The following is a 26,047-nucleotide window of genomic DNA, read 5'->3' on the forward strand; positions in this document are numbered from 1 at the left end:
TTCGCGGAACTACATCTGCTCGGGGATCAGCGACTGCGCGTCCGCGTCCCTGACGACCTCTCCCTTGGCTTTTCGCGCAACCTTTCCGTCGACGGAATGGTTGGAACGGAATGGACGCCAACGTGTCTCGGGAATGAACCGGAGCAGGATCAAACTCAGCACATACATCGCGACAACCAGGATGACGAGGGCCCAGTTCGCTCCGGTCAACGTGAACAGTCCGGCCGCGACGAATGGCGCGGTGCCTCCGGCGAGCAGATTGTTCAGGGTGTACACCGAGGCGTGGCCCGCGTAGCGAATGGACGTCGGGAAGGGCTCGGCAAAGAGTGCAGGCATCACGCCGCAGGCCGTCAGCTGCGCTCCCTGAGCGATCAACATGGCCAAGAACATCAACGGAAGGGACTTCGTGTCCAACAGCGGGAAGAGCAGTATCACACCGATCATCGACGTCGTCAGACATACGCCGAGGACCGGCTTGCGACCGAAGCGGTCCGAGAGAATACCCCCCAGCGGAAGTACTGCCATGCCGATGACGTTCAGCACCAGAAGCAGACCGAAGGTGACCGTCGAGGACATGTTGAGCTGATCGGTGATGTACGACAGCGAATAGGTCACGATGACGTAGCTGCATGCGGTGTTCGGGGCCCAGATCAGCACCAGCGTCACCACCCGACGCCAGTCCCGGGCCAGGACGGTGCGCAGCGGCGACGCGGTTTCGGCCCCGATTCGCTTGGCCTCGATGAAGGCCGGCGACTCGTTGAGTTGCCGGCGAATCCAGTAGCCGACGATTGCCATCGCAGCACCGGCGACAAATGGCAGACGCCAAGCCCATTCGTTGAGGGCATGTTCGCCGATGGTCACACCGACGAGAAGCATCATCGACCCGACCAGAACCTGACCGACCGGGTTGCCGATGTTGACCAATGCGCCATAAAGTCCGCGCCGGTTACTCGGAGCGAACTCCATGGCCATGATCTGGCCCGCGCTCGCCTCCCCACCGACACTGAAACCCTGCAGGAAGCGAAGCAGCACCAGCAGCGTGGGCGCAGCCACGCCGATCACGGCATACCCTGGCAGACAGGCGATACCGAGCGACGCGGTTCCCATCATGATCAGGGTGACGACCATCGTGTGCTTTCGTCCGACGCGATCGGCGAGCCGGGAAAACGCCGCCGCACCCACCGGTCGTGCGAGGAAGCCGACACCGAAGGTGGCGAACGACTGGAGTAGCGCGGCGCTCGGTGAGGACTCCGGAAAGAAGACGTGCGGAAAGACGATGCCGGCCAACGCGCCGTACAGGAAGAAGTCGAACCACTCGAGTGACGTGCCGATGGACGCTCCCAGCAGAGCGCGCCGGTAGCCCGCTGCGGGAACTGTCGGCTCCTCGTCCGCGGAGTGGGTGTGCGGTTCCGATATCAAGACAGTGCGCCTTTCGCCAGTAAAACTTTGGTGATTGCTTGCGTGACAACAGCGTTGCCGCAATTCGCTAACTCACTATGAATCACGCCACAGTCGGCGTCAAGAGGTGATGTAGGTAATTTTCGTCGGAGTTCCACAATCGACCGGCACGTTGAACAATTCCGTATCCGTTACGTCGCATATCGCGGCGTCTTTGCCTGCCGCGGTGCAGATTTCCGGCAACACCGAATGCCGCAGATGCGGCGATGATCGACCGCTTGCCACGAACCCATACCGTCACGCCCAGATTCTTTTTCCTAAAGCGTTGCCGGATCGGCAACTGTCTGTAGACTGCATAACCATGACTACTGGGGAAGATCGCGGTGGGGTCCTGTTGTCCGGTCTCGCCATGCTGGAATGTTTGGGCGAGAGTGGGCCACAGGGGGTGACGCAATTGGCCAACGCAATAGGCATCGACAAAGGCAATGCGCATCGGATCGCCAAAGTGCTGATCAATCAAGGCTTCGTGGATCAAGACGTTGCGACGAAGCACTACCGGCTGGCACCACGCACGATCCAGCTCGCCGGACAAGCGTTGCGGCAGCTCGATGTTCGCCAGGCCGCCGACGATGTACTCGCCCGCTTGGCTGCCGAGACCGGCGAATCCACTCACCTGGCCGTGCGTACCCCCGATGGCGGTGTGTATGTCGCACAGGTGAAGGCGGGAAACCGGCTGAGCGTGGAAACCGAGATCGGCAGCTCGCCCATCATCCACGCCACCGCCACCGGAAAGGCACTCTACGCCGGCGCCGAGCCGGGTGAACTGGAACTCGTTGCCCCAGAACCACTCGCCAAATTCACCTCGACGACGATCACCGATCGGTCTGTCCTCGATGCCGACCTGGCCACGGTACGCAGCCGCGGATATGCCGTCGATGATGAGGAACTCAATCCTGATATCCGTTGTGCTGCAGCACCTGTCACCGGCGCCGGCGGCAAGACGGTCGCCGCGGTCGGAATATCGGGTCCGGTGAGCAGGGTCGATCAGCAGCGGCTTCACGACCTGGGTGTCCGACTGCGCATCGCGGCCGCGGAGATCTCCGCCCGCCTGTCCTGGCATCAGCCCGCCTGAGGCGTCGACACCCGCGTCCACGCCTCGAACGACCAGTGGCGCAGCCATTCCGGATCTCGTGGATCCGGAATGGCCCACCACCGCGCACCGGCGCAGGCACCGAGCCCGCCCCTTCATGGGGGTCCAGCGGTACCGGCGCGCCGACCTGTTCGATCGGCTACGCGTCGTAGCTCGTCCCACGCTCATCCAGCTCGACCTTGCGCTGCTTGAACGACGGCCCGAGCAACTGCTGGGAGAGCGCGGTCAAGGGCATCGACAGACCCTCATCGCGAGCGGCAAGGGCCAGGCACATCAGGTCCTTGTCGTAGAAGCGGTACAGATCTTCGGTTCCGGCGAGCGTGTGGGTGAACAGCTGCCGATCGAAGTGCCCCCAGTTCCTGGTCATGAAGGACTCCCCCGTCGTCGCCGAGGCGATGTCCATCAGGGCGGTCTCGTCGACGTCGTGCAAGGCGGCAAAGCGCACCGACTCCAACAATTGCAGCTGGTTGGTGAAAGTCATTCCCTGCAGTGCGAGTTTGGTGGCAGCACCGGCTCCGACCGGTCCCATGTGACGGATCTTGGAGCCGAGCGCATCGAAGTACTCGGTGCAGCGGGCGACGTCTGCTTCGGCACCGCCGACCATGACTGCCAGCGTGCCATCGGCCGCGCGGAGGTCGCCGCCGCTGACCTGGGCGTCGACGATGTGCACGCCTGCCGGAGCCACGCGCTCGGCAATCGATTTCACCGTCGCCGGCAGGATCGTCGAGTGGATGATGAACAGGTGCGCGTCGGTGACCGGGCTCGCGAGGAGCTCGTCGATCACACCGTTGACCTGGGCATCGTTGACCACGCAGATGCCGATGATCTTGGCATCGGCCACCACCGACGCCACCGAGCCGCCGGCACGGCCGCCGAGTTGCACAACCTTGTCGACCGCTTCGTCACGCCGGTCGTAGGCGATGACCTTCAATCCGCCGCGGACGAGGGTCTGTGCCATCGGCAGACCGATGTTGCCCAGACCGATGAAACCTACGGTGTCTTCACTCATTTCTCACTCCTCCTGTTGCGGGACCGGCAGCCGTATTTCGCAGCTGCATCCTCCCGGTGAATTTCGCGTTCGGTCATTCCTGTGCGCGCACGCGCCGTTCCACCTGACGTGTGGCTCGGCAACGTGTCGCGTCCGTTCAGGTTCTAGAGAAAATCCATATCTGCGCCGAGGTCCGCGCCGGTCACGTGATCGGCGTAGAGCTTGCGCCAGCCACGCGATGGTGCGTTCTCGACTCCCGGTGCGTGCTCCTGGGCACGGCGGGTGAGCTCGTCGGGCTCCACGCACAGATCCAGGCGCCCCTCGCCCACGTTGAGCTCGATGATGTCGCCCTCGCGGACCAAGGCGAGCGGGCCACCACGAGATGCCTCCGGCGTTCCGTGCAAAACCACTGTGCCATACGCTGTTCCACTCATCCGGCCATCGGAGATACGGACGATGTCGCGCACTCCGCGCTGCGCCAGGTACCGGGGAATCGGGATGGCACCGGCCTCGGGCATCCCAGACGCGGCGGGCCCGATGTTACGCAGCACGAGCACGTGGTCTTCGGTGATGCCGACTGCTGGATCATCGACCCGGGCGGCGAGATCGTCGAGCGAGTCGAACACCACCGCAGGCCCCCGATGATTCATCAACTCCGGTGATGCCGCCGCCGCCTTGATGATCGCGCCGTCGGGGAACAGCGAACCATGAAGCGCCACCAGCGCTCCGGCGGGTTTGACCGGATCGTCGATCGTACGGATCACGTCCTGGTACGGCTGTGGACCCGACCAGGTGTCGAGAAGCTCACCCAGCGTCTGCCCGCCGATCGTGCGGACATCACGAGCCAGATACGGCTCGAGTTCCTTGAGCAGCGCCGGCATGCCACCGGCGGAATGCATGTCGGGCAGATACCGCGTACCCGCCGGTTTGCAGTCGGCGAGGACCGGGATCTTCTGTGCCGCTTCATGGAAGTCGTCGATGGTCAAGGTGATGCCCAACCGCCGCGCGATCGCCGTCAGATGGATGATCGCATTGGTCGAACCCGAGATCGCCGCGAGAACAACCATCGCGTTCGCGAAGGCGTCGGCGGTCAGGATCGACGACGGCCGAAGATCTTCGGTGACGAGTTCGACGGCACGGCGTCCGGTCGCCACACCCAGGCGCAACCGTTCTGAGGAGACCGCGGGTGCGGTTCCGGCGCGGGGCAGTGTCATGCCCAACGCCTCGAGCACGCATCCCATGGTCGAGGCGGTGCCCATCACCATGCAGGTGCCGGCCGTCGGACACAGTTCGGTGTTGACCTCGGCGATCTCGTCGTCGTCGAGTACGCCACCGCGGTAGTCGGTCCACATCCGCCGGCAGTCGGTGCATGCACCGAGGCGTTCGCCCCGCCAGGTGCCCGTCATCATCGGACCGACGACCAGCGAGATCGACGGGATGTCGGCCGACGCGACGGCCATCAGCTCGGCGGGCACCGTCTTGTCGCAACCACCCAGCAGCACAACGGCATCCATCGGCTGCGCGGTGACCTGCTCCTCGACCTCCATCGCCATGAGGTTGCGGAACATCATCGACGTGGGGTTGATGAGGATCTCCGGCAACGACATCGCCGTGAACTGGAAAGGCAGACCGCCGGCCTGGAGTACGCCGCGCTTGACCGCGTCGATCAGGGCGGGCATGTCGCGGTGGCAGGTCGTGTAGTCCGAACCCGTGTTGACGATCCCGATGACCGGCTTGGACAGGTCTTCGGCGTCGAGTCCCGCGGACGAGAGAAACGCCCGCCGCAGGAACTTCGCCAGACCGTCGTCACCGTAGCTGGTGAGCTTGCGGTCGAATCCGCCCGCGGCGTCGGGCCGTACGATGTCGTTGGTCATCCCGCCACGCTCACGTACTTGACGGTCGTGTAGTCGGCGACGCCCTCGGCACCGCCCTCGCGACCGAACCCGGACTTCTTGACACCGCCGAACGGCGCCTCCGCGGTGGCCAGCGCCATGTGGTTCACCGCGACCATGCCGGCCTCGATGGATCGGCTCGCCGACATCGCAGTGTTGAGGTCGGAGGTGAACACGTAGCTGGCCAAACCGAATTCGGTCGAATTCGCGAGTTCGATCGCTTCCTCGAAGGTGCGGAACGACGTCAACGGGGCCACCGGGGCGAACGGCTCGTCCCGCATGATGGCCGCCGTGTGCGGCACATCGGCCAGCACGGTCGGCGAGAAGAAGTGCCCCTTCTCGAAGCCCGGTGCCCGGTGGCCGCCGACGGCGACGGATGCGCCCGCGCGGGTGGCGTCGGCGATGAGCGCCTCCGCGGCATCGATCCGGCGGCTGTTGGTCAACGGACCGACATTCGTCCGCGGATCGCGGCCGTCTCCGACCACCAATGCCCGTGTTGCGGTGACGAAGTGATCGATGAACTCGGCAAACGCGTCCTCCTGCACGAAGAACCGGCTCGGCGATGCGCACACCTGACCCGCGTTGCGGAACTTCGCGGCCACGCACGCCGTTGCCGCCTGCTCGATGTCGGCGTCGGCGAAGACGAGGACCGGCGCGTGTCCGCCCAGTTCCAGTACGACGTCGGTGATGTTCTCCGCGGCCGCACGCAGCACGGCCCGGCCGACGGGCACCGAGCCGGTCAGACTGACCTTGCGGATCACCGGCGATGCGACGAGTTGCTCACTGATCTGGGCGCCGTCACCGGTCAGCGTCTGCACCACGCCCGCGGGCACGCCCGCGTCGACGAGCGCACCGACGACGGCCAGGGTGGTGAGTGGGGTTTCCTCCGCCGGCACCACGATCACCGCACAGCCGGCCGCGAGCGCCGGGGCGATCTTCCGAGAAGCCAACAGCGCCGGGAAGTTCCACGTGCTGAACGCGGCGACGACGCCGACGGGCTCCCGGCGTACGTAGATGTTCTTGCCGGGACCGTGTCCGTCGACGATCCGGCCGTAGATGCGGCGCGCCTCGTCGGCGTACCAGTCGTACTGGTCCGCGGCGGCGAGAGTCTCGCCGCGCGCCTCCCCGAGCGGCTTGCCCTGCTCGGCGGTCATCAGGGCGGCGATCTCCTCGACGCGCTCCCGGATGAGTCCGGCAGCCCGCCGCAGCACGGCCGAACGCTCCCAGGCATCGGTGTCGCGCCAGCGGTCGAAACCCTTGCGGGCACCGGCGATTGCGGCTTCCACATCGTCGGGGGTCGCACGCGCCACGTCGGCGACGAGCGTCTCGGTGGCCGGGTCGACGACGGCGAACGTGCCGTTGTCGGAAGCGGCCACCCACTGGCCGTCACGCAGCAGGTCCGTCGTCTGCACAACACTGTTGGCGGTGGTCAAATCTTCATCTCCTTACGCAGAGCCTGCGTGTCAGTAACCCATGGTCCGACGTTCCATCGACCGAACGTCCCGAATCCGCCGAGCTCGTCGTCGCCGAAGTAGATCGGGACGTGAATGAGGGAAAGTCCCTTGTGTGCAAGCGATTCGTCGAGCGCTACCCGCAGTTCGGCAACACTGTGTCCACCATGGAGGGCGTTGATGCCGCCGACGGCCGACGCCCAGGCGACATAGTCGACCGCCACCTGGTCGTTGGTGGCGAAGTCCGTGCCGTACTGCGCACGCTGCAACGAGGAGATCGCGCCCTGGCGGCGGTTGTCGAACAGCACGATCACCCCGGTGGCGCCGTGCTGCACACCATCGATGAGCGCCTGCGGATTCATGGTGAACGACCCGTCGCCGGTCATCGACACCGCGAAGTAGGGGGCATCGGTCATCGCGGTGGCCAGTACCGCCGAGGTGGCGAATCCCATGTAACTGGCGCCCGACTCGGTGAACGTGAGGCCCAGTCGATCGTCTTCGTTGGCCTGAAAACCGTTGGCCTGCACATCTCCTGCGTCGAAGTACGACACCGCCCCGGCGTTGCGCGCCCAATCGCCGACGGTCTTGATGGCGGCCGGCTGGGTGAGCACTTCGCGCTGCCATACCGGGTCGAACAGGGTCGGTGCCCGGTATCGCTTGTCCTTGAATTCCTGCCATTGCGCTTTTGCGGCCACATTGGCGCGGGCCCACTCGGAACCGAGATCGTGCGGCTGCGCACCGAGGCGCACCAGGGTCGCGATCAGTTCCTGCAGCGTACTCGTCGCATCACCGACGAACGGGATCGTATTCGCGTAATGCAGTGCGGCATCGATGTCGCCGTTGATATTGATGACATGGTGGACGTTCGGGTAGCCGGTCCGCGACATATCGGCCTGGCACACCGCGCGGGACCCGATGGCGAGCAGCACGTCGGCGTTCTCCATCGCGTGGTTGCCGCTGATGGAGCCCTTCGACCCTCCCACCCCTTGATTGCGAGGCAGGCCGGCCGGAATCGTCCCGGTGGCCAGCGGAGATACGACGGCGAATCCGTCGACGAGGTCGAGCAGGCGAGTGACCTCCTCGCCGGCACCACGAGCCCCGCCCCCGACTCGGACCACGACCCGCTCGGCGTCGAGCAGCAATCGCGCGGCGGCTTCGTACCGTTCGGGACCGGCCGCCGCTCCCAGCGACGGCGGCGCTCCGGTCGGCAGCGAGTCGAGCGGGAAGTTCTCGAGGAACTGCGGCTGCGTGTTCATCGGCAGCAGCAGATAGAAGGGACGCGCCCGGTGCGGATGCTCGACGGTGTTGAGTCCGCGCCGGAGCGCCTCGGGCAACGCCTCGGGGGTGTGCAGGGTGAAAGCCGGTCCCATCTGGGCACACAGCGCCAAGAAGCTCTCCTGCCGATCGCTGGGGATCTGCTGCATGTTCGGACCTTCGGCCTGAGTGGTCTCATCTGCGTACAGATGCCATACGCCGATCCCGTCGCTGGCGGCGGCCAGGCTGCCTGCCATGGCCTGCAGCGCACCCGGGCCGATCGAGGTGATGACCGCCGCCTTCTCGCCCGTCGTCCAGCGCAGCGCGGTGGCCGCGTGTGCGGCCTCGACCTCGTTGCGGACGGCATAGGTCTGCACTACGCCTTCTGCCTCGTAGATGCGCAGCACCTCGGCGACATCGGTGGATCCGTGGCCGAAGATGCCGACGAATCGTCGGACGTCTTGCCGCAGGAGGCCGAGCACCACGGCCTCGGACGTGGACAGTGTCGCCACCGCGCCGAGAGACCTGTTGGCCAGCGCCTTGTCAAAGCTCCCTGCCGCAGCGATGGCCCTCGCTCGCGAGGCACGCTCGTCAGTTAGTGATGTCATGAGGATGGACTGTACAACGCCGTTGTCCTCACATCAACTAGCGATAGTGGTGGGGCACACACATGCCCACTTCCCGTTCGGATTGTCGCGAGTATGTGGCAGCGACCAGATTGGTTCCACGCCCAGTACGGGTGTGTCCTGACCGACACATCGTTCCCAACGTGTGCGTTGACACCATCACAGTCCATGGTCCAACATCGTTGTTGTTGTTGCGACAACAGAGCCGATGTGCTCTCGTCGATGTGGCAACGCCCGGAGCGGCGACCTATCGGATAAAGCCCATGACGAAATCACCCCGGGGAATCGCCCTCGGAGGAAAGGAAGCGAAACGAAATGAAACTGTCCCGCACCAAGGCATCCATCACGCTGGAGGCCGCGCGAGCACTCGTCGACGCCGCACTGACGCACGCCGAGTCGATCGGCAAGGACGTCAGCATCGCCGTCGTCGACGAGTCCGGCCGCGAGGTCGCCACCGCGCGCATGGACACCGCCAACCCGTCGAGCATGAAGATCGCAATCGACAAGGCATACACCGCCGCGACGACGCGGATCTCCACTCATGACTGGTTCAAGATCGTCACCACCGACGAGCAATTGTCGGTCGGCGCCCTGACCGGCATGGAGCGACTGATCACCTACGGCGGTGGCCAGATCATCGAGGTCGACGGCCAGGTCATCGGTGGCATCGGCTCCAGCGGCGGACACTGGACCGGCGACACCGAGATCACCTCTGCTGCACTGACCGCGGTGGCACAAGCATGATGCGCACCGGTTTTCACACGGCCTTCCTCCATGAGTACCCCGTACTCGACGCCGTCCGGCTCGTCGCCGACCACGGATACGACTACGTCGAACTCAATGCCGAGACGATGCCGTGGTGCACGCCGCACATCACCCCGCAGACCGATGCCCGCGTTCGCCGCGAGATCGCGGAGATCCTGCCGGTCTCGTCCATCAGCGCACACCACGCCGACTACGGCAACGCCGATCCCGACCTGCGCGCCAAGGCGGTGCAGTTCACGCAGGACATGATGGATTTCGCCGTGGACGTGGGTACCGACATCGTGCACGTCATCCCCGGCGAGCACTCGACATCGATTCCGCTGCTGGTGGATTCGCTACGACGCGGCGTCGATGCGGCGGCGCAACGCGGTGTCACGCTGGCTCTCGAACCCATCGTCAACCAGGTGATCGGAACCGCCGATCAGACCGCCGCGGTCCTCGCGCAGGTTCCCGGACTCGCCGTCAGCTTCGACGCCTCACATCTGCAGGTGATGGACGGCGAGGTCGCCCGCGGGGCGCAACTCCTCGGCAAGCACGTGGCGCACGTCGCGCTCAAGGACGCCTCCGGCGATCCGCTGGCGTGGCGATTCGACCCACTCGGTGACGGCGTCATCGACTTCGTCGCCATGCTGCAGACACTGCAGCGCGCGGGATTCGACGGTGTGGTGTCGGTCGAGCACGAAAGCCATGTGTTCGCCGACGACATGCGCGGCCCGGAGCAGGTACTCGCCGAGAGCAAGACCTTCCTCGACGACGTGCTCCGGCAGGTCGCGCAGGTACCGGCCGAAACGCACTGACGGACAAGCACAACCACAGACGCCGCCGTAGATCGGTAGACATTGGCTCGCGGAAACCGCCTGATATATAGGTGATCGGCGAGGTATGTCTACCGATCGGTCATGGGCCGATTACGATTCCGACATGACCTCTGAGGTAGCGTGCCACTGCTCGCGATAGTCCTGTCCCTGGTCGCGGCGATGTTGTTCGCCGTCGCATCGGTACTTCAGGCAGCGGGCACCCGCGGTGTGCCCGCCGACGACGCCGTCGGCGCGGGATTCTTCGTCACGCTGGCACAACGCAAGACGTGGGTGGCGGGGATCGTCGCCGACATCGTGGGCTTCGTCGTGCAGGCCTGGGCCCTGACCGTCGGCAGCCTGATGCTCGTGCAACCGCTGCTGGTCACCACGCTCCTGTTCGCATTACCTCTCGCCGCGTTCTCCGAGCGGCGACTGTTGACGGTTCGCGAATGGGTGTGGGCCGGCGCGCTGATCGCCTCGCTGGTGGTGTTCATGGTCCTCGGTCGGTCGACGGACGGCATCGAGGATCCAGGGTTCGGCCGGTGGATCATCCCGCTGTGCGTCATGATCCCGATCGTCGTCGTGTGCGTCATCGGCGGGGCGCGGTTGCCGCACGGCAGTTTGCGATCGCTCACGCTCGCCATCGCGGCCGGACTTCTGCTGGGACTGTCGGCACCGTTCACGAAGACCGGGATCGGGGCCTTCGACGACGGCATCCTCGCCGGACTGTCGGCGTGGGAATTCTGGGCGATGGCGGTCACCGCCACACTCGGAACGCTGTGGCAGCAATCGAGCTACCAGGCCGGCGACGTGCAGACCAGTCTGCCCGCGGTGACGGTTCTCCGACCCATCATCGCGATGTCGCTGGGCCTGACCATCTACGAGGAGTCGTTACAGGTCGGAAACGCCGGCGGGTTCATGATCGTCGTCGCGCTCGGTGTGATGCTGGTGTCGACGATCATGCTCGGACGACTCGGAGCACCGCCGGACGCCCGCGCCGGGAACCGATCGATGTCGGTGCCCGGCGCGTAGCGTTGCCCGCCTCAGGCGGCGAAGACGTCCAGCCGTCTTGACCGCTCCACCGACGAGTAGTGCGACGCATCGCCGGAGAGGACCTGACTGGACTGACCGTGGATGTCGACGGGCACATCACCGGCGAGGGTGACACGGTGCAGCTGCCGCTTCTGGCTGCCGAAGTCGGCGATCCCGTAATGCTGCGTCGCGCGGTTGTCCCAGATCACCAGGTCGCCGTAGCTCCAGTTCCAGCGGAAGGTGTTTTCCAGCTTGATGATCCGTGCCTGCAGCAGCTGATACAGGTCGGCGAACTCGGCGGCCTTCAGTCCGCGGAACTCCTTGGCGAAGTGCCCGAGCAGCAAGCTGCGCTCACCGGTCTCCGGATGGACGCGCACGACGGGGTGCAACGTCTCGTATTCGGTGCTGGTGAACTCGGCGTAGTGATCTTCCTTCTGCGCCACGTCGATGCCGCCGGAGGGCTCCTTCTGGCTGACGTAGTCGTAGAGGTTGGAGTGGGTGGCCCACAGGTCGTCGACGAGTGACCGCAATGGCGTCGGCAGCTGCTCGTAGGCGGCGACCGTCGAGGCCCAGGTGGTCGCGCCGCCGTAGGTCGGCAAGACGATGGGCCGCAGCAGTGACGCCTTGGGGATTCGATCGACGAAGGTGACATCGGAGTGCCAGCTGTTGGCGGCGCCCTCGATGGTGAGCAGCTGATCACCGCGCGAGGTCACTGTCGGATGCGGCGCCGTCGGCTCGCCGAGCAGCGACGCGAATGCGTACTGACTCGCGTCGTCGAGATGTTCCTGTCCGGAGAAGACGACCACCTTGTTGACGGCGAGGGCGGTGCGGATCGCCTCGATCTGTTCGGTCGCCACGTCCCCGCCGAGCCGCACGCCGTCGATGCCTGCACCGATGTACTCACCGAGCTTCGTGACGGTGACGCCGCCGTCGGCATAGACTTTCCGAGCCGACTCCTCGCGCTCGCCGCGAATGTCGCTGTCTACCACAGTCATTGCAATTCCTTTCGTTTGGTACTGGCCTGCTTTGGTACTGCCCTGCTTGTTACAACCCTGTTTGTTGCAACCCTGTTTGTTACAACCCCGTTTGTCACTGCCGCCACCTCAGTCGGCGTGGTATTCGGCACTCTCCTCGATCTCGCGCCGAACGCTCTCCGGCACACGCACCGCCCCCGGCCGATAGGTGACCGCCCGCAGAGCCCGGCCGAACCGAAAGGTCCCGCGGCGGGCCCGCAACTGCGCATCGACGGGTCCGCGTGCGTCGACGCCGACGGAGATACCGGTCCACGGCGCCATCCCGATGAGCTGGAACTGGTTGTCCAGCTTGGCGATGACCTCCGACTGGCCGTCGTCGGTACGTGCCTCGAGAGTGAGATCCCACCGAACCTGCGGGGTGGCCACCGCACGAAGCGTCAGCCGGTCGGTACCACGCGGAACCTCGGCCGAGGTCCGCACGATGCGCCCATAGCTGTTGAAGACGACGTGCGCAACCCCGTCTTCGATGTAGAGCAGGTACCCGCCCTGCTGATCACCATGGGCGACCAGCACACCCGCGTCGTCGGGGGTCCACTCATCGAGTTCTATCTCGATGTCGAAGTCGCGGTAGGCGATCAGCTTGCTCGACCGGTAGCGTTCCAGCGTCGACGTACCGGCGAGGATACGGACGGGATCGCCGTAGCGCGCCTCCTCCGGGCGTCGCCGGATCTGGTCGGCCGGTGAATCGAACAGCGGGAACACGGTGTTGCGCCAGGCCGCCGCGTCCCAGGCGGCGGCGAGTTCGGCGACGAGCGCCGGGTGCCGAGCGGCGAGATCATCGGTCTCGGCCGGGTCGGCGGTGACGTCGTAGAGTTCCCAGATCGGATTGTCGACATCGGCCGGATCACGGTGCAGGGACACCAGTTTCCACCCGTCGCGATAGAAGCCGCGGTGGCCGCCGAACTCGGCGTACTGCTCGGTGTGGGCCGAGTTCGCGGTGCCGTCGCGGAGCACCTCGGCGGCACTGACGCCGTCGCGTTCCTGAGCGGGCTTGCCTCGACGGTGGGTTGGTGTGCTCAATCCGGCGAGATCGAGCAGCGTCGGCACGATGTCGGTGACGTAGGAGTACTGGCGGCGCACGCCGTTGTCGTCGGCGGCGCGGGGCAGCCCCTTCGGCCAGGACAGTACGAACGGCACCCGCACCCCACCGGCGAAGGTCTGACCCTTGTAGAACCGGAACGGGGTGTTCGACGCCTGGCCCCACCCGCGCGGGTAGTGCACGCCGAGCGCCGCCGAACCGATCAGCTCCTCGTCGTGCGGCACGTCGCGCTCCCAGTCCGGCGGGACAGGTCCGTGCACGAATTGGCTGAAGTACGAGCGGGTTCCGGCCGGACCGCCCTCGGCGGTGCCACCGTTGTCGGAGGTGAACACGATGATGGTGTTGTCGAGTTCGCCGAGTTCGGTCAGGGTGTCGACGATCCGTCCGACGCTCTGGTCGACGGAGTCGACCATGGCCGCGTACACCTCCTGATACCGCGCGAAGCGCTGCTTCTCCTCATGACTCAGCTCGTCCCAGGGCGGGGCGTCATATCCCGGCTCGGTATTCCGCTCGGCGATCGGAGTCCCCGGGTCGAACAGCCCGGAGGCGACCTGCCGATCGAAACGCTTGCGCCGCACCTCGTCCCAGCCCTGCGAGTACCGCCCGCGGTACTTGTCCAGATCGGTCTGCTTGACCTGATGCGGTCCATGCATCGCGATGTGGGAGAAGTAGAGAAAGAACGGCTTGTCGGCGTCGTGTGCACGCAACGAGGTGATCTGGCCGATGGCCCGATCGGTCAGATCGTCGGTCACGTAATAGTCGTCGGGGTATTCTTCGATGTCGACGACCGAATTGTCGGCGATCAGTTGATTCGGGTAGAAGAACGAATTCAGGCCCTCGAGAGATCCGTAATACGAATCGAATCCGCGTTGTACCGGCCACGAGTCACGCGACCGGCCCGGACTCATGTTCGCATCGCGCACCAGATGCCACTTGCCCACCGCGAATGTCGCGTAACCGTTCTCGCGCAGGATCTCCGGGAGCGACAGCACGTCGTCGGCGAGCTCGAGCCGCAGGCCGGGGAATCCGGGGTCGGAGTTGGCGACGCTGCCGTAGCCGGCCCGGTGCGGGTTGAGCCCGGTGAGCAGGGCGGCGCGAGCGGGCGAACACACCGGAGTGGTGTGATAATTCGACAGCCGGAGCCCCCGATCGGCCAGCGCGGCGATGTGCGGGGTATCGATCTCCGCGCCGAACGGCGAGATGTCGGAGTACCCCATGTCGTCGATGAGCACGACGACGATGTTGGGGGCACCGGCTGGTGCAGTCGGTTCCGGACGCCACCACGGCACCGACTCCGACGACGTCCGGCCGATCACACCGTCGAAGTCGTCGTAACCCCTTGCGTCCTCGGGTATTCGGGATTGTTGCTGCGGCACCATGACCTCCGGGAAGAGCTGTTCGGGCGTCCGGACTGAACACTTGCGCCCCCACCTTCCAGACAGACCGATGAAGTGTCAACCCTTTGTCCGAGCCGACTCAGAAACCCCCGGCCGGGGTTGGCAAGGCGCCATGTTGCCCTGACAGTGGTCGCAACCGAACTCACCGCAGTTTCCCGTCCGCCCACACCGAAAGATCACCGACTGACATGTCCGTACCCCGATTGCGCTCGGCTGCACTGTCTTTGCTCGCCATGACCGTGGTGATCGCCGTTGCCGGATGCAGTTCGGCCGTCGCAGCGCAACAGAACTCGTCGGCGGCCTCCGTCGCGGCCGGTCAGCCCGCCCCCCGGGGCGGCGATCTGCGGGTCGGTGTGCTCACCGACCTGTCACCGAAGTCCTTCCTGCAGATCGGAACCGGTGCCCTCAACGGCCAGATCGTCGCCAACGTCTACGACACCCTGATCCGCTACTCCCGCGATGACCTCACCGTGAAACCGGCGCTCGCCACGCGCTGGCAGCTCGCACCCGACGGCAAGTCGCTGGCCCTCGATCTGCGTCCCGACGTGCACTATCACGACGGCCGGCCATTCGTGTCCGGCGATGTCGAGGCGTCGATCAAGGCATATCTGAGCGGCCCCTGGACACCGCAGTTCAAACGCACCGCGGCGGCGATCACCGGGTTCGACACCACCGATCCCCACCGCGTCGTGCTGAGTTTCGCCCATCCGCTGAGCAACATCTTCGACCTGCTGGACTCCGCACCCATCATCGACGGCAATACCTTGCCGCAACTGAAGGCCGGCACCGAGTTCAACGGCACCGGGCCATTCAGATTCTCGTCGTGGCAACCGAATTCGTCGGTGCGTGTGGTCCGCAACGACAAGTACTGGGGCGGCCCGGCCAACCTCGACGCCATCACCTTCGACGTGATTGCCGACCAACAGGCGCTCTACACGCGGCTGCGCACCGGGCAGGTCGACGCCGCACTGGGCCTGAATTATCACGATCAGCAGCTCGCGACGAGCCGCTACGGGTTCCGTGAGGTGACCTTCACCGGCGGTGAGGCACAGGAATACGTGGGCGTCAACGTCACCAATCCGGTGTTGTCGGATGTGCGGCTGCGCCAGGCGATCGCCTACGCCATCGACCGGCCACGCATCATCGACGACGTATTCCGCGGCAGCGGCTATGTGGTGAATCTGCCGTGGCCCAAGTGGTCACCGGCCTACGACGCGGCGGCCAACCAGACCTATCGCCGCGACCTGGACAAGGCCCGCCGACTGGTCGCCGAGCACGGACCGATCACCGAGCCGATCCCGCTGGACTACTCCACGCAGGGGGTCGACGACATCGTCGCCCAGATCGTGCAGTCCAACCTCAAGGATGTCGGGATCCCGGTGGTGTTGCATCCCAACGATCAGACGCAGCAGTCGAGCAAACTCATCGGTGGCAAATTCGAAGGACTCTGGTTGCTGCAGCACGCCTTCGCCCAGTTCACGCCTTCCACGCTGGCGGTCTCGGCCTACCCGTTCAACGCCTCCAAGAACTCGTCGAACTACTCCGGTCCCGCCTACACCGCCGCCTCCACCGCGGCCTGGGACACCCCGGACCCGGCCTCGCCGGCCGCACGGGCCGCCTACCGGCAACTTGACGACGTGTGGCTCAAGGACCTGTTCCTGGTGGAGATCGGTGTCATCTTCACGAAGGTCGCCGCGTCACCGTCGGTGGGCAACATCGACTGGGACCGGCGCGGCCAACTCCACCTCGGCACGACTTATCTTGCGAACCAAGGACGGAACGACTGATGGCCGGCTATCTCGCCCGACGCATACCGACCGCGATCGGTGTCCTGCTGATCGCGTCCCTCCTCATCTTCTCCATCCTGCGGCTGATCCCGGGCGGACCCGAGGCGGCACTCGCCGGTCCCGACGCCGGCCCCGAACAGCTCGCGGCCATCCGCCACGACCTCGGACTCGATCGCAGCTTCGTCACCCAGTACGTGACGTGGATCGGTGCGCTGTTCACCCTCAACCTCGGACAGAGCTATCAGGTCGGTGGCGACATCAGTTCGCTGGTGGGATTCGGGCTGGTACACACGGTGGTACTGACGGTCACGGCCCTGGTGATCGCGGTGCTCCTGGCGCTCGTCTTGAGCCTGCTCAGCACCATCTATCCCAACCGATATGTCCAGTGGCTGGTCACTGCGGTCAATGCGTTCGCGATCGCGATGCCCACGTTCGTGGTCGGAACGGTGCTGATCCTGCTCCTCGGGGTCCGGTGGCGCATTCTCCCCGCGGGCGGCACGCCGCCGGACGGACTGTGGTCGGACCCGGGCATCACCGCGCAATACCTGCTGTTGCCCGCGCTCACCCTGGCATTGCCGGCCGGCGCGATGCTGGCCCGCTTCCTCACCGAGGCACTGCGTACCGAACTACGACAGCCCTACGCGACGACGGCCCGCGCCCTCGGCGTTCCCCAACACCGGATAGTGCTACGGAATGCGCTCCGAAACGCGTTGCCGCCCAGTCTCACCGCGCTCGGTCTGGTGACCGGCGGGTTGCTCGGCGGAGCGATCCTCGTAGAAGCAATTTTCGGGTGGCCGGGTCTCGGATTGCTCACCGAGCAAGGCATCTTCGCCCGCGACTATCCCCTCGTACAGGTCCTGGTGCTGCTCTCGGTCGCCGTCTTCGTGGTGATCCAGTTGTTCGCCGACATCCTGCACGCCTGGCTCGATCCCCGAATCCGATTGGCAGGACAGTAGATGCCCACCACCCCAGCTTCTGACACCACCCACCTCACCGATACCATCGACACCCATACCGATACCGATACCACCGACACCGCAGGCACCGCAGGCACTGCGGGTACTGGGGTCGAGGTCGGTCCGGGCCTGATCCCGGAGTCCGCCGCCGACCGTGAGTACCGCACGACGCGGCAGCCGCTGTGGCGGTCGCTGATCACCGGCCCGGGTCTGGTCGGCACGATCCTGGTGGCAGTGGTCATCGTTCTCGGCGTCGCGGCTCCCCTGCTCACGTCGTACGGTCCCGACCAGCAGATCGACGGCGCCTTTCTCCTCGGGCCGAGCGGCGACCACTGGTTCGGCACCGACGACCTCAACCGTGATGTGCTGACCCGTGTACTCTACGGAATCCGCATCGACCTGCTGATCATCTTCATCGCGGTGCCGATCGGCGCCCTGGTGGGTACCCTCATCGGACTCTTCACCGTTTCGAATGCGGTCAGTGATGTTGTCGCCCAGCGCGTTTTCGACGTCATCCTGGCCTTCCCCGCGCTGGTCCTCGGTATCGCGCTGACCGCCGTGCTCTCCCCGGGAGCCACCACCATCGGCATCGTGATCGTCATAGCCGAGATCCCCATCTTCGGTCGGCTGACGCGCACGTCGGTGCTCCGAGTCCGCGAACTGCCCTATGTGGAGGCCGCACGGGTCAGCGGGGCGAGCGCCGCCTACGTGCTGCGCCGGCATGTGCTGCCCAACTCGGTCGAATCGTTGAGTGTGCAGTTCGCGCTGTCGCTGTCGCTCGCGGTGTTCGTCGAAGGCGCACTGAGCTTCCTGGGTATCGGCGTCACCCCGCCCGCGCCGTCGCTGGGCGCGATCCTCGCCGCAGGCAACGGATACCTGGAGACCAACCCGTGGTTCTCGGCGGGTCCCCTCGTCGTCATCTCGGTGCTCGTCCTCGGATTCGCCATCATCTCCCAGTCGATCTCACACAGCCGGAGGCAGTGACATGACCACACAGACGACCGCGCAGCCCGCCCTCGAGGTCGATTCGCTGCGCATCACCTTCGACTTTCCGCGGCCCGCCGTGTCCGACATCAGTCTTCGAGTCGACCGCGGCGAAATCGTCGCGCTCGTCGGCGAATCGGGCTCCGGCAAGACGATGACGGCACGCGCCGCGATCGGCCTGCTGCCGGAGTCCGCACGCGCCACCGGATCGGTCAAGGTCGACGGCGCCGAGGTGCTGAACCAGGACGAGAAGGTGCTCAACACCATTCGCGGCGCCCGCGTCGCCATGATCTTTCAGGAGCCGCAGACCGCGCTCAACCCGGTCCAGACCGTGGGATGGCAACTGCGGCAGGCGTTGCGCACCCACCGTAAGATCTCCCGGCGCGACGCAGCCCGTCGAGCGGTGGAATTGCTGACGCTCGTGGAGATCCCCCAGCCGGAGCGTCGTGTCGACCACTACCCGCATCAACTCTCGGGTGGGCAGAAGCAGCGTGTGGTCATCGCGCTGGCCCTGGCCAATGACCCGGCGCTGCTGCTCGCCGACGAACCCACCACCGCACTCGATGTGTCCGTGCAGCGCGAGATCCTCGACCTGCTGGTACGTCTGCGGGATCGGACCGATGCGGCAATCCTGCTGATCACACACAATCTCGGCGTCGTCGCCGACATCGCCGACCGCGTCGTGGTCGTCCAGTTCGGCGAGGTGGTCGAGCGTGGTGACGTCTTCGACATCTTCGCCCGGCCCACCCAGCCCTATACCCGGGCGCTGCTCGATGCCGTGCCGCGGCTCCCGTCCCCCGGGTCTGCGGCCCCGGGCGCACACGCCGCCGCCACCAGCACCGCCCGCGACACCGCCGATGCCACTCCGGTGGTCTCGGTCGAACATCTCACCGTCACCCATCGCGGACAGTTCGGGCAGGCTCCGCACACCGCGCTCGACGACGTGTCGTTGACGGTCGAGACCGGCACGGTCCTCGGCCTGGTCGGCGAATCCGGTTCGGGCAAAACGACTCTCGGACGCACGATCGGCGGGCTCATCACACCTCGGGCCGGCCGGGTGATCGTCGACGGCCACGACCTCGCCGGGGTGAGTTCGGCGCGGCTGCGTCAGCTGCGCCGCACCATCGCCTTCGTGCCACAGGATCCAACGGCCTCCCTCGACCCCAGATTCACTGCGTCGGAATCGATCCGGGAACCGCTGGACATCCAGGGCGTCGGCACCAGGGACGAGCAGGCACGTCGCGTCGACGAGCTCCTCGACGCGGTCCACCTGCCGCGCTCGTTCGCCCATCGGCTCCCGCACGAACTTTCCGGCGGGCAGCGTCAGCGGGTAGCACTGGCCCGCGCACTGGCGTTGCGGCCCAAGCTGCTGATCGCCGACGAGCCGACCAGTGCACTCGACGTCTCGGTGCAGGCGCGCGTCCTGGAACTGTTCGGCGAGTTGCAGCGCGACCTCGGCTTCGCGGCGCTGTTCATCAGCCATGATCTCGCCGTCGTGGAGCAGGTCGCCGACCGCGTCGCCGTGCTCCGCGACGGCCGGCTGGTCGAGGAGGGCGCGGCCGGCACGGTCCTCACCGCACCGCGCGCGGACTACACCCGGGCACTGCTCGAGGCCGTCCCCTACCCCGACCCGGTGCGGCAACGGTCCCGCGCCCGTGCAGGTACCCCCAGTTGACGTGGACCCTCACCCGCGCGGCGTCAGCTCCACGATCGCGATCGGCCGACTCGTCTTGCGCTGATATTCGGTGTACCGGCCCTTGTTGACGCCGTCGACCAGTGGCCAGCGGCGCGCGTACTCGGTGTCGTCGGGATAGGTGGCCCGCGCGGTGACCGGGGTGCGCCGGCGTCCGACCTGGATCTCGACGTCGGGGATGGCCTTGAGGTTGGCCAGCCATGCCGGTGGTCGGGGCGAACCCCCGTTGGATGCGACGACGAGGTAGGCGTCGCCGTCGCGGGCGTAGGTGAGCGCGGTGGTTCGAGGTTGCCCGCTCTTACGGCCGGTCATGTGCAGGAGCAGGGTCGGGTTGCCGAACAGCAGCCGGTGCCCGATCAGCCCGTTGGTGCGCTGATAGATCCATTGGTGCGCCTTCAGGGCGACGACGAACAGTTCGGTCGAGCGCGACACGCGGTCCTACGACCCTTCGACCGGCGTGCCGCCGCCCTCGGTGTCGTCGTTGGGTGGGGCAGCGCCGCCCTTGTCCGCATCGGTGGCGTCTTTGTCCGTGGGGGCGTCGCCCGTCTCGTCCTGGTCTTCCTCGGAGAGCGGGTCGTAGCCGCCGGGGGCGCCCTCGAGCACGGTGAGTTCGTTGTCGATCGCAGCCTCGACCGCCTTGGCCTCTTCCTTGATCTTCCTGATGAATCCAGGCATATGCCTCACTCCTCGTCACGGTTCGCCCGCGCAGCGATGCGCCGGGCAGATCTTCAGCGTATCGGAGATGGTCCCGGCGACGACGAGCTCCGCTCAGGTGCGCTTGAGCCCGGGATTCTCGGCGTAGACCTCCTTGATGAGCGACATGTCGAAGATCTGGTCGGCGGTGAGCCGGTACCCGGCCTTGGCCAGCGCCTCGATGTTCTCGGCGATCAGCGCGTCGGTCATCGTCAGCAGCCCGTTGGCCTTGGTGTCCGCGGACACCACCAGCGCATTCTGGGCCGTCGCCTCCTTGACCTGTTCGGCCTCGTCGAGGCCGAGGTCCTTGCCGTAGGTGGAGACCGCGAGCCGGGCCGAGCCGGCGGGATCGGCGACCGCGTCGTACCAGCCGGCGATGTCGGCCTTGAGGAAGGCCTTGAGCTTGTCCCGCTCGTTGTCGATCGTCTCCTGCCGCACCACGAGCGTCTCGGCCACCAGCGGCAGGTTGAAGTCGGCGAAGAGGAACGCCTTGTTCGGGAACCCGGCCTCCGCCAGCGTGATCGGCTCGTTGGTGATGTAGGCCACCCAGCCGTCGACCTCACCCTTGGTCAGCGGAGTCGGGTCGTATTGCACGGTGATCTTCTGCACGTCGGATTCGGTCAGCCCGTTCGCCGTGAGCAACGCCTTGAAGACATTCTCGTTGGAGGCCTGCACGCCGATCTTCTTGCCCTTCATCTCCTGCGGGGTGTTGATCGGCTTCGCCGCCGACGACACGATGCAGAACGGATTCTTCTGGAACGTCGCCCCAACTGTTTTCAGTTTCGCGCCCTGCAGGATGACCGGCGCGGTCAGCTGCGGCGCGGTCATGCCGATCCACACCTTGTTCGATGTCAGGCCGGTCTCCACGCCGGTACCGGCACCGCCGCCGGTCTGCAACTGAGGACTGCCCATGCCCGCGTCCTTGAAATAGCCCTTCTCCAAAGCCCAGTATTCACCGGCGAATTCGACGTTCTTCTGCCACGACAGCTGCACCTTGGGATCGGTCGACGACGCGCCGCCGCCACCCGAACCACCACCGCTGCTGCATGCCGACAACGCACCCGCGACGCCGAGCGCGCCGGCCGCGCCGCCGGCCATCATGGTGTAGCGGAGGAAGGAGCGTCGATCGAATCCGGCGCCGCGAGTTCCGTCGTCGAGGCTGTGGTGCTGATTCATGGTGTGGTGTCCCCTCTTTCCGGGCGGTTCCCGGGTGTCTGTTCTCGGTCGGTCACGAAAGGTCACCGGGGCCACGCCGACCCGGATCGGATTGCGCTAGTTCTCACTCATGCCCATCTGGTGCAACACCACCGTCTCGACCACGCCGACGATGGCGTAGAGCACGATCGACGACACGGTGATCACCACGACCGACGCCCACAGCTGGTCGTAGGCGGCGGCCGGAAGCGCTTGCTGCAGTGTCGCTCCCAGTCCCCGGTTGGTACCCAGCCACTCCGCGACGGTGGCGCCGATGATCGCACCCGGCACCGAGACCTTGGCGGCCCCGAACAGCGACGGCACCGCCGACGGGATCGCCGAGCGGCGCAACGCCGTCCACCGGCTGCCGCCGTACACCTCGATCACGTCGCCGAGATGTGTGGGGGCATTGGACAGTCCGGTCATGATCAGGACCAGGGCCGGGAAGAACACCACGATTCCGCCCATCACCGCGACCACCGCGACACCCCGTCCGACGACGAGCGTGATCAGTGGGGTCATCGCCACCAGCGGCACCGATCGCAGCAGCGTCGCGACCGGCATGAATGTCTGTGCGGCCGGACGGTATACGACGAACAGGGCGGCGGCACACAGCGCCGCGGCCATACCGGTGACGAATCCGATGGCCGAATCCTCGAGGGTGATCCACAGGTCGTCGAGTATCTGGCTCCGGGACTGCGCTGCGTCGGGCGCGGTGAACAGGTATGCGTACACATCGGCCGGCGTGCGGCCGATGATCGGCCCGATGTCGGGGAACGCCAGCAGGAACAACCACCAGATCACCAGGATCAACACCAGCGACAACAGCAGAGAGGAAAGGAATCTCGTTGCTGCCCATAGGCTTTGCGCTCCGGCGTTCATCCGAATACCGCCCGTCCCGACGACCATCGGGTCATCAGTCGTGCGAGGACCGCGACGATCGCGTATCCGATCCCGGCGGCGATGCCCGACAGCAACGCGATCGCCCACACCTGCGGGATGTCACCGGCCTGCTGGGCGATGATCATCGCCGGCCCGGCGCCACGCTCGGGCATGGCCAGGAACTCGCCGAGTACCGCGCCGAGCACCGCGGCCGGTGCGGCGATCTTCACCGCGGCCAGGGTGTTCGGCAGGGCGGCGACCGAGCGCACCCGCCACAGCTGCACGAACCGTCCGCCACCGTAGACCTTGACGAGGTCGAGGCTGCCCTTGTGCGGTGAGCGCAGACCCGACAGCGTGCCGATCATCGTCGTGAAGAACACCGAGATCGCCGCGAGGAACACGATCATCGTCTGCACCTGGGCGAAGGCCACCTGGATGATCGGGGCGACGGCGATGATCGGGGTGCAATAGGAGATGATCGCCAACTGGGTGGCGAGCGCCTCGACCGGCGGCAAGAGGATCACCAGCACGGCGAGCACGATCGCCAGCACGTTGCCCCAGAGGAAGCCGCGCAACGCCAGCGTCAGCGTCGCCGAGAAGTTGTCGACGTAGAACTGAAGTCCTTTGTCCCCGATTGCTTCACAGACGGCCCATGGGGTCGGGATGGTGCCGTGGAACCACTCGAGTGCGCCGGCGATCCACCACAGCACGATCAGCCCGAGAAGGCCGATCACGCCGGCGGCCCTATCCACGCACCGCTCCGGCGACCCCGGCGCCACCGGTCCCCCGGGCGCCGAACAACAGCCCCGACAGGTGATCGGTGAGGGCGTGGAACTCGGGCGTGCGCAACATCTCCGGTGTGCGCGGACGCGGCAGATCGATGGGCACCAGCTCGATGACGCGACCGGGGCGTGGACTCATCACCGCCACCACATCGGAGAGGAAGACCGCCTCGGCGATGCCGTGGGTGACCATCAGCGTGGTCGCCGGTTTCTCCGTCCAGATCCGCAGCAACTCGATGTTGAGGCGTTGGCGCGTCATGTCGTCGAGTGCGCCGAACGGTTCGTCGAGCAGCAATGCGGTCGGCCGCACGACGAGCGCCCGTGCGATCGAGACACGTTGGCGCATACCGCCGGACAGCGTTGCCGGCTTGGACTTCTCGAATCCGGTCAGTCCGACCAGTTCGATCAGGTCGGCGACGAGGTCGTCGTCGGCGGGGAGCCGGCCGACCTGCAGCGGCAACTTGATGTTGGTCTCGACCGATCGCCACGGCAACAACGCGGAGTCCTGGAATGCGATGCCGAGCTCGTGGTTGCGCTGCAACTCTTTTGGCGATTGCCCATTCATCAGTACGGTGCCCGACGACGGCGATTCGAGTCCGGCGAGGATGCGCAGCACCGTCGATTTGCCGCATCCGGAGGGCCCGAGCAGTGCCAGGAAGCTACCTTCGGAGGTCCGCAGGTCGACGTCGGTGAGCGCGGTCACCGACGACGCCCCACGGAGCCCGCGGGTGGTGAAAACCTTGGTCAGACCGGTGATGTCGAGGCCGGTGCCGGGTGGCCGCGGCGTGGTGGGGACCATGCGACGCCACGTTAGGAGTCCGGTATTTCCCTCCGATTACCGACCTGTAACCCTCGGGGGCGGCCGCATCGCCAGACCGATCTGCGCGACCATCGCATCGACCGCGAACTTGGGCTTGACGTTGACGTCGAGGGCGGTACGGCAGTCGAGTACCGCCTCGACGCAGCGCAACAACTGCTCGGGCGCGGCATAGGAGGCCATCGGCCAGGTGGTGTCGTCGGTCTTGTCCGGGTGCATCGGCGTCACTCGTGCACCCATCGACAGCACCAGCGCATCGCGGTAGAGCGCCGCGAGGTCGACGAGGGCGCGGTCGAGGACGTCGCGGCCCACCCGGGTGGCGCGCGACTTCTGCCGTTTCTCGAGTTCCTTCAACGCCCCGGCGCTGCCGCGTGGCGCGCGGGCCGTGCCCTTCCCGGTGCCACCGGCGCCGAGTGCGGTCTTGAGTTCGTCGGTTTCGGACCCGTCGAGTTCGGCGCTGATCGCCTTCGCGGCCGTATCCGCCGAACGCACCAGATCCTCGGCGGCCTTGTAGGCGGTCGAGTCGCGGGTGGCCGCCCGGGCGATTCCCAGGGCGGACTCGCGCTGGGCGCGGGCGTCGGCGTCGGTGGCCAGCCGCCGGGCCCGGCCGATATGCCCGCCGCAGACCGACGCCGCCCAGCGGGCCGCGTCGGCGTCGATGCCGTCGCGCGTGACGAGCACCCGTTCGATGTCGGCGACCGACGGGGTCGTCAGCGCGACGTGGCGGCACCGCGACCGCAGCGTCACCGAGATGTCCTCGGGATCGACCGACGGTGCGCACAACAGGAACACCGTGCGCGACGGTGGTTCCTCGACCACCTTCAGCAATGCGTTCGCGGCCTGTTCGGTCAGCCGGTCGGCGTCCTCCACGATGACGATCTGCCACCGGCCCGTCCCCGGCCTGCGCGAGGCGACCTGCACGATCTCGCGCATCGAGTCCACCGACAGACTCAATCCCTGCGGGACGATGTTGCGGACGTCGGCGTGGGTGTGCGCCAGCACCGTCTCGCAGGCACGGCATTCGCCGCACCCGACGACGTGGGGGTCCTGGCATTGCAGTGCCGCGGCGAAGCACGTCGCGGCGACCGACCGGCCGCTGCCCGGCGGACCGGTGAACAACCAGGCGTGGGTCATCGACGAGCGGCCCTGGTCACCGAGCTCCTCGTCGGCGGCGCCCGGCCCGAACATCGACACCGCACCTGCGGCGTTCTCGTCGAGACGGTTCGCGAGCCCGCGGGCGCCGGCCGCGGCCGCCCGCAGGTCGGCGACCACCCCGGCCTGCCCGATCATGCGGTCGAAGACATTTGTCACAACTTCACCCTAAACTGCACGTCGGACACGTCCGATTGGTCCACTCGCGTTTAGCACTTGCAAGCAGCCAGCTACCGTAGTTGACGTGATTGAGCGTCGGTCGTGGCTGTCAAAAGCCCTGTACA

22 protein-coding genes are annotated in these 26,047 nt (G+C 66.2%); 8 read left to right on the plus strand and 14 right to left on the minus strand.

Annotation, left to right across the window (positions count from 1 at the left end):
- Nucleotides 1–9: 9 nt before the first annotated feature.
- Nucleotides 10–1,419, minus strand: a complete 1,410-nt coding sequence (locus ACPXB3_RS06965) for an MFS transporter (RefSeq protein ID WP_425704309.1) — start codon at nt 1,417–1,419, stop codon at nt 10–12.
- Between the two features lie 205 nt (nt 1,420–1,624).
- Between ACPXB3_RS06965 and ACPXB3_RS06970 the strand changes: the two genes are divergently transcribed.
- Nucleotides 1,625–2,530 (plus strand): IclR family transcriptional regulator, encoded by a 906-nt coding sequence (locus ACPXB3_RS06970; protein ID WP_425727177.1) that lies wholly within the window; start codon nt 1,625–1,627, stop codon nt 2,528–2,530.
- 157 nt (nt 2,531–2,687) lie between these two features.
- On the opposite strand, the gene ACPXB3_RS06975 is transcribed toward ACPXB3_RS06970, so the two are convergent.
- The 4 genes from ACPXB3_RS06975 to ACPXB3_RS06990 form a co-directional block, all read right to left on the minus strand.
- Entirely contained in the window at nt 2,688–3,557 is an 870-nt protein-coding gene (locus ACPXB3_RS06975; RefSeq protein ID WP_425704311.1) for an NAD(P)-dependent oxidoreductase, read from the minus strand.
- 143 nt (nt 3,558–3,700) lie between these two features.
- Nucleotides 3,701–5,410: a dihydroxy-acid dehydratase gene (locus ACPXB3_RS06980; RefSeq protein ID WP_425727179.1), complete on the minus strand. Its 1,710-nt coding sequence runs from the start codon at nt 5,408–5,410 to the stop codon at nt 3,701–3,703.
- On the minus strand, nt 5,407–6,861 hold the full coding sequence (locus tag ACPXB3_RS06985; RefSeq protein WP_425704313.1) for an NAD-dependent succinate-semialdehyde dehydrogenase: 1,455 nt from the start codon (nt 6,859–6,861) through the stop codon (nt 5,407–5,409). Before ACPXB3_RS06985 ends, ACPXB3_RS06980 begins: the two co-directional genes overlap by 4 nt.
- On the minus strand, nt 6,858–8,741 hold the full coding sequence (locus tag ACPXB3_RS06990) for a thiamine pyrophosphate-dependent enzyme (RefSeq protein ID WP_425704314.1): 1,884 nt from the start codon (nt 8,739–8,741) through the stop codon (nt 6,858–6,860). The genes ACPXB3_RS06985 and ACPXB3_RS06990 overlap by 4 nt, the downstream gene beginning before the upstream one ends.
- Before the next feature lie 333 nt (nt 8,742–9,074).
- Here ACPXB3_RS06990 and ACPXB3_RS06995 point away from each other — a divergent pair, with 333 nt between their 5' ends.
- From ACPXB3_RS06995 to ACPXB3_RS07005, 3 genes are all read left to right on the plus strand, one after another.
- On the plus strand, nt 9,075–9,503 hold the full coding sequence (locus ACPXB3_RS06995; protein ID WP_425704315.1) for a GlcG/HbpS family heme-binding protein: 429 nt from the start codon (nt 9,075–9,077) through the stop codon (nt 9,501–9,503).
- Nucleotides 9,500–10,321, plus strand: a complete 822-nt coding sequence (locus tag ACPXB3_RS07000; RefSeq protein ID WP_425727180.1) for a sugar phosphate isomerase/epimerase family protein — start codon at nt 9,500–9,502, stop codon at nt 10,319–10,321. The genes ACPXB3_RS06995 and ACPXB3_RS07000 overlap by 4 nt, the downstream gene beginning before the upstream one ends.
- Before the next feature lie 141 nt (nt 10,322–10,462).
- Nucleotides 10,463–11,353 (plus strand): DMT family transporter, encoded by an 891-nt coding sequence (locus ACPXB3_RS07005; protein ID WP_425727182.1) that lies wholly within the window; start codon nt 10,463–10,465, stop codon nt 11,351–11,353.
- Between the two features lie 11 nt (nt 11,354–11,364).
- On the opposite strand, the gene ACPXB3_RS07010 is transcribed toward ACPXB3_RS07005, so the two are convergent.
- Together ACPXB3_RS07010 and ACPXB3_RS07015 are read right to left on the minus strand one after the other, a co-directional pair.
- On the minus strand, nt 11,365–12,348 hold the full coding sequence (locus tag ACPXB3_RS07010; protein ID WP_425727184.1) for a TauD/TfdA dioxygenase family protein: 984 nt from the start codon (nt 12,346–12,348) through the stop codon (nt 11,365–11,367).
- 108 nt (nt 12,349–12,456) lie between these two features.
- Complete coding sequence (locus tag ACPXB3_RS07015; protein WP_425727186.1) at nt 12,457–14,805, minus strand: arylsulfatase; 2,349 nt, start codon at nt 14,803–14,805, stop codon at nt 12,457–12,459.
- Nucleotides 14,806–15,011: 206 nt separating this feature from the next.
- On the opposite strand from ACPXB3_RS07015, the gene ACPXB3_RS07020 reads away from it, so the two are divergent.
- Genes ACPXB3_RS07020 through ACPXB3_RS07035 form a run of 4 tightly spaced genes read left to right on the plus strand, consistent with a single transcriptional unit; the run spans nt 15,012 to nt 20,225 of the window.
- Complete coding sequence (locus ACPXB3_RS07020; RefSeq protein WP_425727188.1) at nt 15,012–16,610, plus strand: ABC transporter substrate-binding protein; 1,599 nt, start codon at nt 15,012–15,014, stop codon at nt 16,608–16,610.
- Complete coding sequence (locus tag ACPXB3_RS07025) at nt 16,610–17,566, plus strand: ABC transporter permease (protein ID WP_425704321.1); 957 nt, start codon at nt 16,610–16,612, stop codon at nt 17,564–17,566. Before ACPXB3_RS07020 ends, ACPXB3_RS07025 begins: the two co-directional genes overlap by 1 nt.
- Nucleotides 17,567–18,550, plus strand: a complete 984-nt coding sequence (locus ACPXB3_RS07030; RefSeq protein WP_425727190.1) for an ABC transporter permease — start codon at nt 17,567–17,569, stop codon at nt 18,548–18,550. It abuts the gene before it with no gap.
- Nucleotide 18,551: 1 nt separating this feature from the next.
- The gene (locus ACPXB3_RS07035) at nt 18,552–20,225 is read left to right on the plus strand and encodes a dipeptide ABC transporter ATP-binding protein (RefSeq protein WP_425727192.1); all 1,674 of its coding nucleotides are present in this window, start codon (nt 18,552–18,554) and stop codon (nt 20,223–20,225) included.
- Nucleotides 20,226–20,234: 9 nt separating this feature from the next.
- Here the strand turns inward: ACPXB3_RS07035 and ACPXB3_RS07040 are convergent, their stop codons facing one another.
- The 7 genes from ACPXB3_RS07040 to ACPXB3_RS07070 all read right to left on the minus strand — a co-directional run bounded on the left by ACPXB3_RS07040 (nt 20,235) and on the right by ACPXB3_RS07070 (nt 25,922).
- Complete coding sequence (locus ACPXB3_RS07040) at nt 20,235–20,675, minus strand: nitroreductase family deazaflavin-dependent oxidoreductase (RefSeq protein WP_425727193.1); 441 nt, start codon at nt 20,673–20,675, stop codon at nt 20,235–20,237.
- 6 nt (nt 20,676–20,681) lie between these two features.
- Entirely contained in the window at nt 20,682–20,918 is a 237-nt protein-coding gene (locus tag ACPXB3_RS07045) for a hypothetical protein (RefSeq protein WP_425704325.1), read from the minus strand.
- 93 nt (nt 20,919–21,011) lie between these two features.
- Nucleotides 21,012–22,112, minus strand: a complete 1,101-nt coding sequence (locus ACPXB3_RS07050; protein WP_425704326.1) for an ABC transporter substrate-binding protein — start codon at nt 22,110–22,112, stop codon at nt 21,012–21,014.
- A gap of 96 nt (nt 22,113–22,208) precedes the next feature.
- The gene (locus ACPXB3_RS07055; RefSeq protein ID WP_425704327.1) at nt 22,209–23,012 is read right to left on the minus strand and encodes an ABC transporter permease; all 804 of its coding nucleotides are present in this window, start codon (nt 23,010–23,012) and stop codon (nt 22,209–22,211) included.
- Nucleotides 23,009–23,764: an ABC transporter permease gene (locus ACPXB3_RS07060; protein ID WP_425704328.1), complete on the minus strand. Its 756-nt coding sequence runs from the start codon at nt 23,762–23,764 to the stop codon at nt 23,009–23,011. Before ACPXB3_RS07060 ends, ACPXB3_RS07055 begins: the two co-directional genes overlap by 4 nt.
- Entirely contained in the window at nt 23,757–24,593 is an 837-nt protein-coding gene (locus tag ACPXB3_RS07065; protein WP_425704329.1) for an ABC transporter ATP-binding protein, read from the minus strand. The genes ACPXB3_RS07060 and ACPXB3_RS07065 overlap by 8 nt, the downstream gene beginning before the upstream one ends.
- A 36-nt stretch (nt 24,594–24,629) precedes the next feature.
- The gene (locus tag ACPXB3_RS07070) at nt 24,630–25,922 is read right to left on the minus strand and encodes a DNA polymerase III subunit delta' (protein ID WP_425704330.1); all 1,293 of its coding nucleotides are present in this window, start codon (nt 25,920–25,922) and stop codon (nt 24,630–24,632) included.
- Nucleotides 25,923–26,047: the final 125 nt, after the last annotated feature.

This window comes from Gordonia sp. DT219 (genome assembly GCF_049847065.1).
Classification (GTDB): domain Bacteria; phylum Actinomycetota; class Actinomycetes; order Mycobacteriales; family Mycobacteriaceae; genus Gordonia.

Bases quoted from the DNA above. Each gene is read 5' to 3' on its own strand.
- ACPXB3_RS06975 (WP_425704311.1), bottom strand. From the start codon at position 3,557: ATGAGTGAAGACACCGTAGGTTTCATCGGTCTGGGCAACATCGGTCTG.
- ACPXB3_RS06980 (WP_425727179.1), bottom strand. From the start codon at position 5,410: ATGACCAACGACATCGTACGGCCCGACGCCGCGGGCGGATTCGACCGC.
- ACPXB3_RS06990 (WP_425704314.1), bottom strand. From the start codon at position 8,741: ATGACATCACTAACTGACGAGCGTGCCTCGCGAGCGAGGGCCATCGCT.
- ACPXB3_RS06995 (WP_425704315.1), top strand. From the start codon at position 9,075: ATGAAACTGTCCCGCACCAAGGCATCCATCACGCTGGAGGCCGCGCGA.
- ACPXB3_RS07000 (WP_425727180.1), top strand. From the start codon at position 9,500: ATGATGCGCACCGGTTTTCACACGGCCTTCCTCCATGAGTACCCCGTA.
- ACPXB3_RS07010 (WP_425727184.1), bottom strand. From the start codon at position 12,348: ATGACTGTGGTAGACAGCGACATTCGCGGCGAGCGCGAGGAGTCGGCT.
- ACPXB3_RS07015 (WP_425727186.1), bottom strand. From the start codon at position 14,805: ATGGTGCCGCAGCAACAATCCCGAATACCCGAGGACGCAAGGGGTTAC.
- ACPXB3_RS07020 (WP_425727188.1), top strand. From the start codon at position 15,012: ATGTCCGTACCCCGATTGCGCTCGGCTGCACTGTCTTTGCTCGCCATG.
- ACPXB3_RS07025 (WP_425704321.1), top strand. From the start codon at position 16,610: ATGGCCGGCTATCTCGCCCGACGCATACCGACCGCGATCGGTGTCCTG.
- ACPXB3_RS07030 (WP_425727190.1), top strand. From the start codon at position 17,567: ATGCCCACCACCCCAGCTTCTGACACCACCCACCTCACCGATACCATC.
- ACPXB3_RS07035 (WP_425727192.1), top strand. From the start codon at position 18,552: ATGACCACACAGACGACCGCGCAGCCCGCCCTCGAGGTCGATTCGCTG.
- ACPXB3_RS07045 (WP_425704325.1), bottom strand. From the start codon at position 20,918: ATGCCTGGATTCATCAGGAAGATCAAGGAAGAGGCCAAGGCGGTCGAG.
- ACPXB3_RS07050 (WP_425704326.1), bottom strand. From the start codon at position 22,112: ATGAATCAGCACCACAGCCTCGACGACGGAACTCGCGGCGCCGGATTC.
- ACPXB3_RS07055 (WP_425704327.1), bottom strand. From the start codon at position 23,012: ATGAACGCCGGAGCGCAAAGCCTATGGGCAGCAACGAGATTCCTTTCC.
- ACPXB3_RS07065 (WP_425704329.1), bottom strand. From the start codon at position 24,593: ATGGTCCCCACCACGCCGCGGCCACCCGGCACCGGCCTCGACATCACC.